Origin of the sequence: Gordonia sp. w5E2 (genome assembly GCF_036540975.1) — a bacterium.
In the GTDB taxonomy this organism is placed as follows: domain Bacteria; phylum Actinomycetota; class Actinomycetes; order Mycobacteriales; family Mycobacteriaceae; genus Gordonia; species Gordonia jacobaea.
The window spans coordinates 3,179,108-3,193,890 of sequence record NZ_CP144213.1 but is presented as its reverse complement, the minus strand read 5'-3'; the positions used below and the strand labels follow the sequence as shown (position 1 = coordinate 3,193,890).

At 65.7% G+C, this 14,783-nt stretch carries 12 protein-coding genes; 6 read left to right on the top strand and 6 right to left on the bottom strand.

Features of this window, described 5'->3' with window-relative positions; all coding sequences use genetic code 11:
- Window positions 1–115: 115 nt before the first annotated feature.
- Together RND64_RS14380 and gatB are read left to right on the top strand one after the other, a co-directional pair.
- Window positions 116–1,150, top strand: coding sequence for an ATP-dependent 6-phosphofructokinase (locus RND64_RS14380; protein ID WP_005205247.1), 1,035 nt, complete (start codon window positions 116–118; stop codon window positions 1,148–1,150).
- Between the two features lie 72 nt (window positions 1,151–1,222).
- Window positions 1,223–2,725, top strand: a complete 1,503-nt coding sequence (gene gatB, locus RND64_RS14375; protein WP_049698405.1) for an Asp-tRNA(Asn)/Glu-tRNA(Gln) amidotransferase subunit GatB — start codon at window positions 1,223–1,225, stop codon at window positions 2,723–2,725.
- A gap of 15 nt (window positions 2,726–2,740) precedes the next feature.
- Here the strand turns inward: gatB and RND64_RS14370 are convergent, their stop codons facing one another.
- The 3 genes from RND64_RS14370 to RND64_RS14360 all read right to left on the bottom strand — a co-directional run bounded on the left by RND64_RS14370 (window position 2,741) and on the right by RND64_RS14360 (window position 5,194).
- A complete protein-coding gene (locus tag RND64_RS14370; RefSeq protein ID WP_049698404.1) occupies window positions 2,741–3,178 on the bottom strand; it encodes an Imm63 family immunity protein in 438 nt (145 codons plus the stop codon).
- Entirely contained in the window at window positions 3,175–3,903 is a 729-nt protein-coding gene (locus RND64_RS14365; RefSeq protein WP_049698403.1) for a TNT domain-containing protein, read from the bottom strand. The genes RND64_RS14370 and RND64_RS14365 overlap by 4 nt, the downstream gene beginning before the upstream one ends.
- Before the next feature lie 121 nt (window positions 3,904–4,024).
- Window positions 4,025–5,194, bottom strand: coding sequence for a PQQ-dependent sugar dehydrogenase (locus RND64_RS14360; protein ID WP_231894270.1), 1,170 nt, complete (start codon window positions 5,192–5,194; stop codon window positions 4,025–4,027).
- A gap of 82 nt (window positions 5,195–5,276) precedes the next feature.
- On the opposite strand from RND64_RS14360, the gene RND64_RS14355 reads away from it, so the two are divergent.
- Window positions 5,277–6,650, top strand: a complete 1,374-nt coding sequence (locus tag RND64_RS14355) for a DoxX family protein (RefSeq protein WP_235434312.1) — start codon at window positions 5,277–5,279, stop codon at window positions 6,648–6,650.
- Between the two features lie 102 nt (window positions 6,651–6,752).
- On the opposite strand, the gene ilvD is transcribed toward RND64_RS14355, so the two are convergent.
- From ilvD to RND64_RS14340, 3 genes are all read right to left on the bottom strand, one after another.
- Window positions 6,753–8,597 (bottom strand): dihydroxy-acid dehydratase, encoded by a 1,845-nt coding sequence (ilvD, locus tag RND64_RS14350; RefSeq protein WP_049698402.1) that lies wholly within the window; start codon window positions 8,595–8,597, stop codon window positions 6,753–6,755.
- Between the two features lie 329 nt (window positions 8,598–8,926).
- Window positions 8,927–10,270 carry a magnesium transporter gene (gene mgtE, locus RND64_RS14345; protein ID WP_049698401.1) on the bottom strand — a complete coding sequence of 448 codons (1,344 nt, stop codon included), beginning with the start codon at window positions 10,268–10,270 and terminating at the stop codon, window positions 8,927–8,929.
- A 56-nt stretch (window positions 10,271–10,326) separates the two neighbouring features.
- Window positions 10,327–10,773 carry a PH domain-containing protein gene (locus tag RND64_RS14340; protein WP_414652041.1) on the bottom strand — a complete coding sequence of 149 codons (447 nt, stop codon included), beginning with the start codon at window positions 10,771–10,773 and terminating at the stop codon, window positions 10,327–10,329.
- A 399-nt stretch (window positions 10,774–11,172) separates the two neighbouring features.
- On the opposite strand from RND64_RS14340, the gene RND64_RS14335 reads away from it, so the two are divergent.
- The 3 genes from RND64_RS14335 (at window position 11,173) to ilvC (ending at window position 14,752) form a co-directional block, all read left to right on the top strand.
- Complete coding sequence (locus RND64_RS14335; protein ID WP_049698399.1) at window positions 11,173–13,143, top strand: acetolactate synthase large subunit; 1,971 nt, start codon at window positions 11,173–11,175, stop codon at window positions 13,141–13,143.
- Window positions 13,140–13,640, top strand: coding sequence for an acetolactate synthase small subunit (gene ilvN / locus RND64_RS14330; RefSeq protein WP_049698398.1), 501 nt, complete (start codon window positions 13,140–13,142; stop codon window positions 13,638–13,640). Before RND64_RS14335 ends, ilvN begins: the two co-directional genes overlap by 4 nt.
- Before the next feature lie 98 nt (window positions 13,641–13,738).
- Complete coding sequence (ilvC, locus tag RND64_RS14325; RefSeq protein ID WP_049698397.1) at window positions 13,739–14,752, top strand: ketol-acid reductoisomerase; 1,014 nt, start codon at window positions 13,739–13,741, stop codon at window positions 14,750–14,752.
- Window positions 14,753–14,783: the final 31 nt, after the last annotated feature.

Genomic DNA, 14,783 nt, shown 5'->3' with positions numbered 1-14,783 from the left:
CCCCAACTGTGCGGCATTCGCTGTCGCTCGGCGCACGGGACGACGGCCAACTAGATTGGACACCGATCACCCAGACCGATAGCGGGACCTCGGACGGCGGAAGGCACGAAGAGACATGGCGAAGAGATACGGCATTCTCACCTCCGGAGGCGACTGCCCTGGTTTGAATGCGGTCATCCGTGGCGCGGTTCTCAAGGGAGAGACCGTCTACGGGCAGGAGTTCGTCGGATTTCGTGACGGCTGGTACGGACTGGTCTACGGCGACATCATCGAGCTCGACCGCGCGCGTGTGCGCGGTCTGAGCCACGAGGGCGGAACCATCCTCGGTACCAGTCGATTCGGGCCGTACTCCGAGCCGGACGGCGGCGCGGAGAACATCAAGAAGGTCCTCAAGAACCTCGAGATCGACGGAGTGATCGCCATCGGCGGCGACGGCACCGCCGCCGCGTCGCAGCGGCTCTTTGAAGACGGCATCAACATCGTCGGCGTGCCGAAGACCATCGACAACGACATCGCAGCGACCGACTACACGTTCGGTTTCAACACAGCGGTCGAGATCGCGACGGAGTCCATCGATCGGTTGCGTACCACCGGCAACTCGCACAAGCGCTGCATGGTGCTCGAGGTGATGGGCCGTCACGCGGGGTGGATCGCATTGCACTCGGGCATCGCGGGCGGCGCACACGCGATTCTGATCCCGGAGCACCCCGAGAGTCTCAATCAGATCTGCGCCTGGGTGACGAGCGTGAAGAACCGTGGTCGCTCGCCGATGGTCGTCGTCGCCGAGGGCTTCAAGCTGCCCGAGATGGAGACCGCACATTCGACGAAGGGGCTCGACGGCTTCAACCGCCCCCGACTCGGCGGCATCGCCGAGGTTCTCGCGCCGATGATCGAGGAGCGCACCGGGATCGAGACCCGCGCAACGGTCCTCGGCCATGTGCAGCGGGGTGGGGTGCCGACGGCGTTCGACCGCGTCCTGGCAACGAGACTCGGCATGGCGACGACCGATCTCGTCGCCGACAAGGGCTGGGGTCAGATGGTGGTGCTGCGTGGCACCGAGATCGAGCGCACCACATTCGACGAGGCGCTGGCCAACCACAAGCAGGTCCCGGCAGCCCAGTATCAGGAAATGCGGGTCATCTTCGGTTGATGGCCCCGCGCGGCCTATCGATGCACACGACCCGACCGACCCGGCGATGCGCGCACGCATAAACTGGACGCCATGACTGCCGCGACCGCCGAACTGATGGACTACGACGAGGTCATCGAGAAGTTCGATCCCGTGATGGGACTCGAGGTACACGTCGAGCTCGGTACGGACACCAAGATGTTCTGTGCGTGCCCGACGACGTTCGGCGCCGATCCCAACACCCAGGTGTGCTCGGTGTGCATCGGCCTGCCCGGTTCGCTCCCGGTGGCAAACGCCAAGGCCATCGAATACGCGATCCGCATCGGGCTGGCGCTGAACTGTTCGATCCGGCCGTCGAGCACCTTCGCGCGGAAGAACTACTTCTATCCCGACCAGCCGAAGAACTACCAGATCTCGCAGTACGACGACCCGATCGCCTACGAGGGATACCTCGACGTCGCGCTCTCCGACGGAACGACGTGGCGTGTCGAGATCGAGCGCGCCCACATGGAGGAGGACACGGGCAAGTCACTGCACGTGGGTGGCGACGGCCGCATTCACGGCGCCGATCACTCACTCCTCGACTACAACCGCGCCGGCGTGCCGCTCGTCGAGATCGTGACCAAGCCGATCACCGGTGCCGGGGCACGTGCCCCCGAGGTCGCCCGTGCCTACGTCACGGCGTTGCGAGACCTACTCAAGTCACTCGACGTCTCGGACGTCCGCATGGATCAGGGGTCGCTGCGCTGCGATGCCAATGTGTCGTTGATGCGCAAGGATGCCGTGGAGTTCGGCACCCGCACCGAGACCAAGAACGTCAACTCGCTCAAGAGTGTCGAGGTCGCCGTCACCTACGAAATGCGAAGGCAGGCAGCGGTTCTCGAGTCCGGCGGCGAGGTCGTGCAGGAAACGCGCCACTTCCACGAATCCGACGGCACCACGTCGGCGGGGCGTCGGAAAGAGACCGCTGAGGATTACCGCTACTTCCCGGAGCCCGATCTGCCTCCCGTGCAACCGGATTCGGCGTGGGTGGCCGAGATCCGAGGCGCATTGCCTGAGTTGCCGTGGGTACTACGCGCGCGCATCCAGACCGAGTGGGGTGTGTCCGACGAGGTCATGCGTGACCTGGTCAACGTCGGCGCCGTCGACCTCATCATCGCGACCGTCGAGGCGGGTGCCGCTCCCGAGGCCGCGCGCGGCTGGTGGGTGTCATTCCTCGCGCAGCAGGCCAATACGCGCGGCGCCGAGCTGGCCGACCTACCGATCACCCCCGCGCAGGTCGCCACCGTCATCGGACTCGTCGACGAGGGCAAGCTGACCACCAAGCTCGCGCAGCAGGTTGCGGTCGCGGTGCTCGACGGCGAGGGCGAACCCGAGCAGATCGTCGCCGACCGCGGGCTCGAGGTGGTGCGCGACGACTCCGCACTGCAGAAGGCCGTCGACGAGGCACTGGCCGCCAACCCCGACATCGCCGACAAGATCCGTGGCGGCAAGGTTGCGGCCGCAGGCAAGATCGTGGGCGACGTGATGAAGGCGACGCGCGGTCAGGCCGACCCGGCCCGTGTGAAAGAGCTGGTCATCGCGGCCTGCTCCTGACGAGGTCCGGGCCGATCAGCTCGCGTTCGGAAGAAGAGCGAGCACATCGTCGTCGACGCCCGCGTCGACCAGTCGTGACCGCGTCTGAGTGAGCCACGTGTCGGCCCATTCAGGGTCGACGCCGTGCAGGATGTCGTACTGCGCCTGCCACGACACCCTGCGGAAATCAGGGGTGCCGGGCGGGTGCAGTCGCCGCGACATCGCCTCCGATATCTGTTCGGCGACGAAGAAGAGGAACTCGTGGGCAGAGGTGGTCTGTCGGTCGGAGAGGATGCGTGCACGTTCTCTGACCGTCAGATGCCACACGCCGTCCTGCTGCCAGCATGACGGAACACCGTCGTCGCGCAGGTGTGACAGCTCGGGGAGGTCGTCGGCGACCGCCCCCATACGACGGCCGAGCTCGACGATGCGTGTCGTCATCGATTCGCCGAGCCCGCTGTCGATACCGGTCATCCGGTTGTCACCGGCGGGAACGTCTGCAGCAGGTATCCGGCGCACAGCAGCCAGCCGACGTTGACATCGGTCCCGCACTCCGGGCGGCTCGGCAGAAGCTGTGGAACCACTTCGTACTGAGTGCCGAGACCAGGTTGTTCGAAGGCCGGTGCGATCGGTCCGGTGTAGATCGGGAGTTGCTTGACCACGCGGTACACGTGGTAGTTGCAATACCGTGGGCTGGAGCTGTTGACGAGATTCGACGGCGGCAGTGACCGTTTGATGTAACTCGTGCCGGTGGGGGCGAAGAAGTTGCCGCCCTCACCGCCGTATCGGTCGATGCTCTTGCCGACGTCCAGCGCGGCGCGGTGCTTGATGGGCTTGCCGTTCCTGATGACGTAACCCTGTTGTTCCGGATAGCGCCAGTTTGCTTTGGGCTTCGCGTCCGGGTCCCACCACTTGGTCAGGAAGTCCTTGCCGTCGGTGAAGTTGCCGAGGCGCTTGTAGCCGGCCAATTGGGGTCCGACGGGCGCTTCCGTCGCGAACTCCTTCGGGCCGAGTCGCCAATCGCCAGGGCTGTAGAGTTCCGCCGAACAGCCGGCCGAGGTGCCCGGCAGGCCGGGAATGCCTCCGAGACTGCCGAAATCGGATGACCCCAATCCCGGCGCCGCGGCCGCTACACCGGCAGACCCAAAGGCGAGGGTGAAAATGAACGAGAGTACGAGAACCAGACCGCGACGACGCATGGGCCGTGCCTTTCGCTGAATGATCAGTGGTGAAGGCAGCGTAGAGTGCGCCGACGCCGCTCATCGGCGGTATCGCGAAATCCGTACGACGAACGGGTGACGGTGAACGCGGCTCGTAACCCTAAGTCCGGTTCTCCGACGACGCGGGCGGGATGAAGCGCACGACGCGGTCGTCGGTGCCGACAGGGTTACCCGACGCCTTGTTGACGGTGGCGAAAAGCATTGCGCCACTTGCAGAGCTGACGATCCTGCCCAAAGCGCCGTAACGCTTCTCGAGAACGACAGCGGGCGGAGTGATCGTCGGCTTGTCGCGAGTCGGTTCGGTGAGGGCGAGGATCTGCTGGGTGCGTGTGGTGGTCACGAAGATCTGACCGGACGAGACAGCGCAACCCGCGACATCGGGTTTGTCGGGCCACGTCCACAGCACCTTGGGTCCGCCCGACTCGACGATCTGCAAGCGATCCTCGGTCGCGGTGCGATCAGCGACGTAGAGCCCTCCGCTGTCGTTGTGGCACAGTGCCACGTTCGATCCGAAGCCGGACGCGACGACCTTGGGAGGCGGATTCGCACCCGACCCGAACGAGGTGACGGAGAGCAATTTGCCCGCGAGCGACGCAGGGTTTGCTGCCGCCGACGGATCACCCGCGTCGCCCGTCGCGACGAGGAGCTCGGTGGGGGAGCGGAAGTACAGTGCTCCCATGTTTCCGGTGGCGCCCTTCGGAATGCCCGTGAGAATCGGCTTGGCGACGTCGCCCGGCGCGATGCGGACCACGCGATTGTCGGACGGGGTGGTGATGAGCGCGTAGATGAGGCGGTCTTGGCTGTACGTCGGAGACAACGCGAAGTCGACGAGTCCGCCGTCGCCCGAACCGTCGACGTCGAACGACGCGATCGCTCGTTGCGGTCCGTATCGCTTTGCGGTGATCAGTTTGCCTGTCGTGCGTTCGGCGACGACCGTTGTGGTTGCCTGATCGTCGCCGGGCATCAGTCCTCCGGTCGACGCGAGACATGTGGCGATGACCTGCGGGTCGGGATCGACGCACGGGCCGGTCGGCGGCGGACCCTGATTCTGCGGTGTGCTGGGCTCGGGTGTCGGCGTCTGCTGCTGCTTGCGGGGCGAGTCGTTGTTGGCCGAGAATTCGCCTGCCGAGCGGTCGCGGTCCTGAGCGGAGAAATCGGCGCACCCGGTGAGTGCGACGGCCACCAGCATCATTGCGCCCGTCAGCAGTGCCCACAGGCGCACCCGCCGGGATCTGGCGGTTCGGTGCCGCTCGTTCCGCCCCTCTCGCATGCACACCACAGTAGGCGATGGTCGACGACTCACCGCGCGCTGTTGGGAGGTGGCCCGTTGACGACGCTCTACAGTCGACTGTGTGACTGAACGAGACGACCGGACTCCTGCCGACGACGTCTCCGGAGCGGCGTCGGGCTCCGACGATCACGGGCGCGGCACCGGAACCGGGCGCGTGGCGGCCGGTAACGCGGAGACCGGCAGCAGCGAACCCTACGTTGGTTCCGACGGGGACTCGGCGAGTCCGTACGACGAGACGACCGGACGCATCCCCATCCAGCAACGCCCGGCCGACGACCGAGATGCCTTCTACGACAGGCATTCTCGCGGACGTATGACTCGCGTCGACGAACTTGACGATCTCGATCCGGACGAGGTGCACACCCGCCCGTTCTCTGCGACCCCGTCGGCCGCGAAGAACATGCCGACCGGGAAGACGACGCCACGGGCAGGCACGTCGACGCCGCCCTCGGTGGCGTCCCCGCCGCCGCCCGCGGGGGAGACAGGACAGCGCCGGCGCCGCAGGCCCGCGCCGCAACGCGGCGACGACGCCACAACCGAGCGCTTCGAGAGTCCCGCCGCGGCACAGGAGCCCGCAACACCTGTACCCGCAACGCCTGTACCTGCAACGCCTGTACCTCCAACGCCCCAGCCCACGCGCGGGTACGCGGAGGTCGCCGATCCCTCGGCCGACAGCTCGCCGGAGCGCCACGACACGGCCATCATCGACACGGGCAACCCCGGGTCCGACCCTGCCACCCCCGAACCCGCCGATACGGCCGCCTTCGACAGTGCGCACGCCCACTCTGCCCACGCCCACACTGCCCACGCCGACCCTGCGCCTGCGCAGGTGCACGCCGACCACGACGACTCGGTCGCGGTCGCGGAGCCACGCGCGCGACGCGGCACCCTCGACCTCGGGCTGCTGCTGTTACGCGTGGCCGTCGGTGTCGTCGCGATGGCGCACGGCTTGTCGCGCCTGTTCGGTTGGTGGAACGGCACGGGCCTCGACGGCTTTCAGAACGAACTCCTCAACCCCGCGAACCCCGCGATCGGGTTCGCAGCCGATGCCGCCAAGCCGCTGGCGGCGGGCATCGCGCTCGCCGAGACGATCGGCGGTCTGATGGTGATCGTCGGGCTGCTCACGCCGATCGGAGCGTCGGCGATTCTCGCCGTGGCGCTGCTGGCGGCCGCATTCAAGACGACCATCGGCGGTGGATTCGAGTTCTTCGCGAGCGCAAACGGCGTCGAGTTCGAACTCATGATGGCCGCGGCCGCCGCAGCCATCATCCTCACCGGGCCGGGGCTCTACTCGCTGGACTATCCGCGTGGCTGGGCTCGCAGACCGTTCGTCGGCTCTGTGTTGTGGCTGGTCATCGGGATCGCCGTCGCCTGCGTGATCTGGATCTTCTGCAACGGCACCGACCCGTTCACCTCTCCGGGCAACCCGAGCTGACGGCCCCGCAATAGAGACAGCCCCGCTATAACTACAGAACGTAATGAAGAAGGGCCCGACCAGTTGGTCGGGCCCTTCTGGTCGGCGGTCTTCGCCGGACGCTCAGTCGACCCGGCGAACAGCGCCCTTGTCAGCGGACGTGGCCAGCTTGGCGTAGGCGCGCAGCGCTGTCGTCACCGTGCGCTGGCGATCCTTGGGCTGCCATGGACGCTCGGAAGCCTCCATCTTGGCGCGACGCTCGGCGAGCACGTCGTCGTCGACGAGCACCTTCAACGCGCGGGTCTTGACGTCGATGAGGATCGGGTCGCCGTCTTCGATCAGACCGATGACGCCGCCAGCGGCGGCCTCAGGCGAGATGTGGCCGACCGACAGACCCGACGAGCCACCGGAGAACCGGCCGTCGGTGATCAGCCCGCACTTCTTGCCCATGCCGGTGCCCTTCATGAAGGCGGTCGGGTGGAGCATTTCCTGCATGCCGGGGCCGCCGGAAGGACCCTCATAGCGCACGACGAGCACCTCACCGGCCTGGATGGTCTTGGACAGGATGACCTGCACGGCCTCCTCCTGGCTTTCGACGACGCGTGCGGGACCCTCGAAATGCCAGAGGTCTTCGCTGATGCCTGCCGTCTTGAGCACGGCCCCGTCCTCGGCCAGATTGCCCTGCAGCACACACAGTCCACCCTCTGCGGTGTACGCGTGCTCGACGTCGCGGATACAACCGCCCTCTTCGTCGGTGTCGAGTGAACTCCACCGATTCTTCGTCGAAAACGGTTCGACGGTCCGCACGCCACCCGGTGCGGCATGGAACAGTTCGATCGCGGCGTCGGTGGCCTTGCCGCCGCGGATGTCCCAGTCGTCGAGGGCGTCGGCCATGGTCTTCGAGTGCACGGTGGGAACGGTGTCGTCGATCAGTCCGCCACGACGAAGCTCGCCGAGGATGGCGGGGATGCCGCCGGCGCGGTGGACGTCTTCCATGTGGTAGTCCGAGTTGGGTGCGACCTTCGACAGGCACGGCACGTTTCGGCTGATCTCGTCGATGACATCGAGATCGAAGTCGGCGACCTCGCCCTCCTGAGCGGCGGCGAGGATGTGCAGCACGGTGTTGGTCGAGCCGCCCATCGCGACGTCGAGCGCCATCGCGTTACGGAAGGCCGTCGTGGTCGCGATGCTGCGAGGGAGGACCGAATCGTCGTCGTCGCGGTAGTAGCGTTTGGCCGCCTCGACCACGGTGGTGCCCGCGCGACTGAACAGGTCGTAACGCGCGGCGTGTGTCGCCAACGTCGAGCCGTTGCCCGGCAGCGACAGACCGAGTGCCTCGGTCAGGCAGTTCATCGAATTGGCGGTGAACATACCGGAGCAGGAACCGCACGTCGGGCAGGCCGAACGCTCGACCTCGGTGAGGCCGTCATCGTTGACGTCGTTGTTCGCCGACGCCGAGATGGCGGTGATGAGGTCGGTTGGCGCCTGCGCGACACCGTCGACGATCACGGCCTTGCCCGCTTCCATCGGGCCACCCGAGACGAAGACCGTCGGGATGTTCAGGCGCATCGCGGCATTGAGCATGCCGGGAGTGATCTTGTCGCAGTTCGAGATACACACCAGGGCGTCGGCGGTGTGCGCGTTGACCATGTACTCGACAGAGTCGGAGATGATCTCGCGGCTAGGCAGCGAATAGAGCATGCCGCTGTGACCCATCGCGATGCCGTCGTCGACGGCGATTGTGTGGAATTCACGGGGAACGCCGCCTGCAGCGCGCACGGCGTCGGCCACGATCTCGCCGACGTTCTTGAGGTGCACATGGCCCGGCACGAACTGCGTGTACGAGTTCGCGATCGCAACAATCGGCTTGCCGAAATCGTCATCGGTCATGCCGGTGGCACGCCACAGTGCGCGGGCTCCGGCTGCTTCTCGTCCGACGGTGGTGGTTCGCGACCTCAGGGCTGGCATGGGAATTCCTCGATCGTTCGGTGTCCGCGCGGGGCGGACCGTGTGGACTCGCGATGCGCCGACTACGGCGCTGTGACGTCTCAACGCCACACCAGACGCGAATATTCGCTCACCGTCTTCGTGTGCGATCGGAAACGTTCGTCTGGCCTGACACCTCGGCGGGTCCGCACCGGGTTCGACTGGGCTGAGCCAACTCGCGTCGTCACTCCGATGGGCGTGGCGAAGCGGGTTCGCTCATCAACGGTACTCCCCGCTGACGTGCGGGAACAAAACAGATGTCGGCCGACGGCCCGGTCGTGCCGGCCGCCCAGCGCTTCAGCTGCAGCGGTTCAGATACCCAGTACCGATTTGGCGATCATGAAGTAGAGCAGCAGGCCCGTTGCGTCGCAGAAGGTCGAGATGAACGGAGTGGAGAACACCGCGGGGTCAACTTTGATCGACTTGGCGATCAGCGGCATGAGTCCGCCGACCGTCGCGGCCATGGTGCAGATCGACACGATGGTCACGCCGATGACCGTGCCGATCCGGAAGTCGTAGACCAGGCCCGCGACCACGAATCCGACGAGCCCCAGGCTGACGCCGAGTGTCAGTCCGACTCGGAACTCCTTGCCGACGACCCGGACGACGTCGCGAGGTGTGACGTCGTTGACGGCCAGGGCTCGGGTGACCGTCACTGCGGCTTGCGAACCGGTATTGCCGCCGATACCGGTCAGCAAGGGGATGAACAGGGCAAGAGCCACCATTTCGTCGAGCGTCGCCTCAAAGATCTCGAGCACGTTGACCGTGAGTATCGCCGAAATGGCAAGGACGAAGAGCCACACGATCCGTGATCGCGTGATGGAGAAGACCGAGGCGAGCAGGTACGGCTCGTCGAGTGGTTCGCTTGCGCCCGCACGTGCCTCGTCGACGTCGCGGGCCTGCTCGATCACCTCGACTGCGTCGTCGAGGGTCAGCACCCCGACGACCCTGTTCTCGCTGTCGACGACCGGCATCGCGAGGATGCCGCGGTCGACGCAGCGCTGTGCGGTCGACTCCGCGTCGTCGTCGGCGTTGGCCGCGACGGGCTTGCGCATGAGGTCGCCGACGAGGGTCTCGGGCTCGGCGAGCAGGAGATCGCGCAAGCTCACCACGCCCTCGAGGACGCGATGGCGATTGATCACCGGGATGGTGTAGATCGTCTCGACCTCGGAGCCGCGCTCCTTGACGCGTGCGAGAGCCGCGGCGACCGGTTCGTCGACGTAGGCATGGACTATTTCGGGGCTCATCCGCCTGCCGACCGAACCTCGCGGATAGCCGAGGACGACGCCGGTCGCGTCACGTTCTTCGGGCGTCAGGTCCGCGATCAACGTCTTGGCGACGGCCGCGGGCAATTCATCGAGTAGTTCTGCGCGGTCGTCGGGATCGAGATTGTCGAACGCCTCGGCGACCGCCGTGGTGCCGAGGTCGTCGATCAGGTGACGCTGCGACCGCGGGCTGAGGTCGTCGAAGACGTCTACGGCGACGTCCTTGGGCAGTAGTCGAAAGGCGATACCACTGTGCTCGCGGGGGAGTCTGTCCAGAATGGCCGCAACGTCGTGGTGGGGGAGGCTGGCCAGGTATTCAGACGTCTGGGCCAGCTCGCCCGCGTTGATCAGGTCGTCGATGTCGTGGGCGGAAACAGTGGGGCTTGCCACCTGAAGAACCTTAACGCGAAGGCCGGGATCCGGCCGGGCCAGCAGCGCTGGTGATGTCAGGATTCTGCTGCTGCGGCCGCGGCGTACGGATCGGGGATGCGGCCGCGACTCGCCGCCGACAGCAACGGGAGGTCGCGGAACATCAGCGCGGGCAACCGGACCCTCGATCCGTCGGACAACACCGCGCGCACGGGTCCCCACTTGGAGAACTGCAGGCCCGCGATGTCCGACCACGCGATGTGCCTGGTGCGGAACGTGCCGACCGCGGTGATCCCGTCCTCGGTGACGACGGTCCGGATTCGTCCGATCCACAGGGCGAGCAGGATCGGGATGATCAGCGTCCAGCCGAGCCACACCAGCGACGTGCCCGCAAGGATGATTGCCACGACGAACGCCGCGGGCACTGCGAAGTACGCCAGCTTCTGTACCCGGAATGCCTGTGGCAACTCGACTGCGTCCTCTGCCGATGAGTCCTCGTGGGACAGGTGATCCTCACGAGACAGGTCCTCGCTCGGGGAAACGTCGTCGGGGAGGTCGCTGGAAGTCGGCTGGTCAGACGAAGGCACGACCCCATTGTGACATCCTCGCGAGATGGCCCGTCCATGCAGTGCATTCCCACGATGTGGGACTCAAGTGTCCGTAGTTTGACTCAGTGATGTGCACAGCCCTACCGTGAACGACGTGATGCACAAGGATCTTCTCGTAGTAATCGGCCGGCGCGTCGTCGCCTGATCGGTCACTTCGTAGACCCAACAAGCATCGACGCGCCACCCTCGAACAGCCTTGCTGTCGGGGGTTTTTTGTTGTCAACGACATGGTGAACCGATCTCCATGCGCAATCACAAATCAATCGAATCCCAGTCCGTCGCAGGACGCCGAACAGAAGATGTGAGGACCGTGCAGTGAGCGCACCAACAGCACGCGCCGCCAGCGGGGCCGATGCCACAACCGAGCCCGCAGCCAAGAGTAATGGCACCGCAGCCAACGTGCTGCGCGAACAATCACCGGCGGCGGGCACGCTCCGCGCCGTGCCGCAGAACACCGTCGCACCCGAGCGGGTCAGCGGCGCGCAGTCGGTGGTTCGATCACTCGAAGAGCTCGGCGTCGAGGTGGTTTTCGGTATTCCGGGCGGCGCTGTTCTGCCGGTCTACGACCCCCTCCTGGACTCGCAGAAGGTGCGCCACGTTCTCGTTCGTCACGAGCAGGGCGCTGGTCACGCTGCCACCGGCTACGCACAGGTCACCGGCCGCGCCGGTGTCATGATGGCGACGTCGGGTCCCGGTGCGACCAATCTCGTCACGCCGCTGGCCGACGCGCAGATGGACTCGGTGCCCGTCGTGGCGATCACCGGCCAGGTCGGCCGGGCACTGATCGGTACCGACGCGTTCCAGGAGGCCGACATCTCCGGCATCACGATGCCGGTCACCAAGCACAACTTCCTGGTGAGCAATGCCGTCGACATCCCCCGGGTCATGGCCGAGGCGTTCCACATCGCCGAGAGTGGCCGTCCCGGAGCGGTTCTCGTCGACATCCCCAAGGACATCCTGCAGGCGCAGACCACCTTCTCGTGGCCGCCGCAGATCGATCTGCCCGGCTACCGTCCGGTCACCAAGCCGCACGGCAAGCAGGTTCGTGAGGCAGCTCGACTGATCAACGCCGCGAAGCACCCCGTGCTCTACGTCGGTGGCGGTGTGATCAAGGCCAACGCGTCGCCCGAGTTGCTCGAGCTTGCCGAGCTGACCGGCATCCCCGTTGTCACCACGCTGATGGCTCGCGGTGCCTTCCCGGATTCGCACCAGCAGCACCTCGGCATGCCCGGCATGCACGGCACTGTGGGAGCCGTTGCGGCACTGCAGCGTTCCGACCTGCTGATCACTCTCGGCGCACGCTTCGACGACCGCGTCACCGGACAGTTGGCGTCGTTCGCGCCCGACGCGAAGGTGATCCACGCCGACATCGATCCTGCCGAGATCGGCAAGAACCGCGTCGCCGATGTCCCGATCGTCGGCGACTGCAAGGCGGTCATCTCCGATCTGATCGAGACGCTGCGCAACGAGCGTGCCACCAGCGACACGTCGCAGGATCTCACCGAGTGGTGGACCTACCTCGACCGCATCCGCCGCACCTACCCGGTGAGCTACGACCGTCCCGCCGACGGTTCGATGTCGCCGGAGTTCGTCATCTCCCGCGTCGGGCAGCTCGCGGGCCCCGACGCCGTGTACTGCGCGGGCGTCGGTCAGCACCAGATGTGGGCAGCACAGTTCATCTCCTACGAGAAGCCGCGCACCTGGTTGAACTCCGGTGGTCTCGGCACGATGGGCTACGCCGTTCCCGCGGCGATGGGCGCCAAGATGGCCGATCCCGACGCCGAGGTGTGGGCCATCGACGGCGATGGTTGCTTCCAGATGACCAACCAGGAGCTGGCCACCTGCGCGATCGAGGGCATCCCGATCAAGGTGGCACTGATCAACAACGGCAACCTCGGCATGGTCCGTCAGTGGCAGACGCTCTTCTACGAGGAGCGCTACTCCAACACCGACCTCTCGACCCACTCGCGACGCATCCCCGACTTCGTCAAGCTCGCGGAAGCGTTGGGCTGCGCGGCATTCCGCGTCGAGAACGAAGCCGACGTCGACGACGTGATCGCCCAGGCGCGTGAGATCAACGACCGCCCGGTCGTCATCGACTTCATCGTCGGCGCCGACGCCCAGGTCTGGCCGATGGTCGCAGCGGGTACCGGCAACGACGAGATCATGGCCGCACGCGACATCCGGCCGCTCTTCGACGACGACGAGTCGGCCGCGGAGGACGTCGCCGACATCCACGAAATCGTCAACCAGCAGACCAATCTCGGCCAGGAGGGTCGGAAGTGAGTACTCATACCCTGAGCGTTCTGGTCGAGGACCTTCCCGGTGTCCTCGCACGCGTGTCGTCGCTCTTCTCGCGCCGCGGATTCAACATCGAATCACTTGCTGTCGGCCCGACCGAGATGAAGGGTGTCTCGCGAATGACCATCATGGTCTCCGTCGAGGACTTCCCACTCGAGCAGGTCACCAAGCAGCTCAACAAGCTGATCAACGTGATCAAGATCGTCGAGCAGGACCCGGCGTCGTCGGTGTCCCGCGAACTGATGATGGTCAAGGTGCGCTCCGACGCTTCGGTGCGCAGTGAGGTCATCGAGGTCGTGAATCTGTTCCGCGCCAAGGTGATCGACGTCTCGCCCGAGTCGTTGACCGTCGAAGCGACCGGAACGTCGGAGAAACTGGAGGCCCTGCTGCGGATGCTCGATCCGTACGGCATCCGCGAGATCGCGCAGTCCGGCGCGGTCACACTGGGTCGAGGACCCAAGAGCATGTCGGCCAACCGCTGACGTTCTGAAGAAAACAACCTGTCGTAAGACAACATACGAGCCCCCGCCTCGAGACCACTTCGACTGGGGCACAAGTAGATATCGAAGGGAATCCAACTGTGGCGATCGAATTGTTCTATGACGACGATGCCGATCTGTCGATCATCCAGGGCCGCAAGGTTGCTGTGATCGGCTACGGCAGCCAGGGCCACGCGCACTCGCTGTCGCTGCGCGACTCCGGCGTCGACGTGGCGATCGGCCTGCGTGAGGGCTCCAAGTCGCGCGAGAAGGCGCAAGAGCAGGGCCTCAAGGTCATGTCGAACGCCGAGGCCGCCGAGTGGGCCGACGTCATCATGCTGCTCGCACCCGACACCTCGCAGGCCAAGATCTTCACCGAGGACATCGAGCCGAACCTCAAGGACGGCGACGCGCTGTTCTTCGGCCACGGCCTCAACATCCACTTCGGCCTGATCAAGGCTCCGGAGAACGTCACCGTCGCGATGGTTGCCCCGAAGGGCCCCGGCCACCTCGTGCGTCGTCAGTTCGTCGACGGCAAGGGCGTTCCCGCCCTCATCGCCGTCGACCAGGACCCCAAGGGTGAGGGACAGGCGCTCGCACTGTCGTACGCCTCGGCCATCGGTGGTGGCCGCGCCGGTGTCATCAAGACGACCTTCAAGGAAGAGACCGAGACCGATCTCTTCGGTGAGCAGGCTGTGCTCTGCGGTGGCACCGAGGAACTGATCAAGACCGGCTTCGAGGTCATGGTCGAGGCGGGCTACGCACCCGAGATGGCCTACTTCGAGGTGCTGCACGAGCTCAAGCTCATCGTCGACCTGATCTACGAAGGTGGCATCGCCCGCATGAACTACTCGGTGTCCGACACCGCCGAGTTCGGTGGCTACCTGTCGGGCCCGCGCGTCATCGACGCCGACACCAAGGACCGCATGCGCGCCATCCTCTCCGACATCCAGGACGGCACCTTCGTCAAGCGCCTCGTCGCCAACGTCGAGGGCGGCAACAAGGAGCTCGAGGATCTGCGTAAGAAGAACGCCGAGCACCCGATCGAGGTCACCGGCAAGAAGCTGCGCGACCTGATGAGCTGGGTGGATCGTCCGATCACCGAAACCGCCTGATATTCAAAGCACTCAGCGCCGGCCCGGTTCC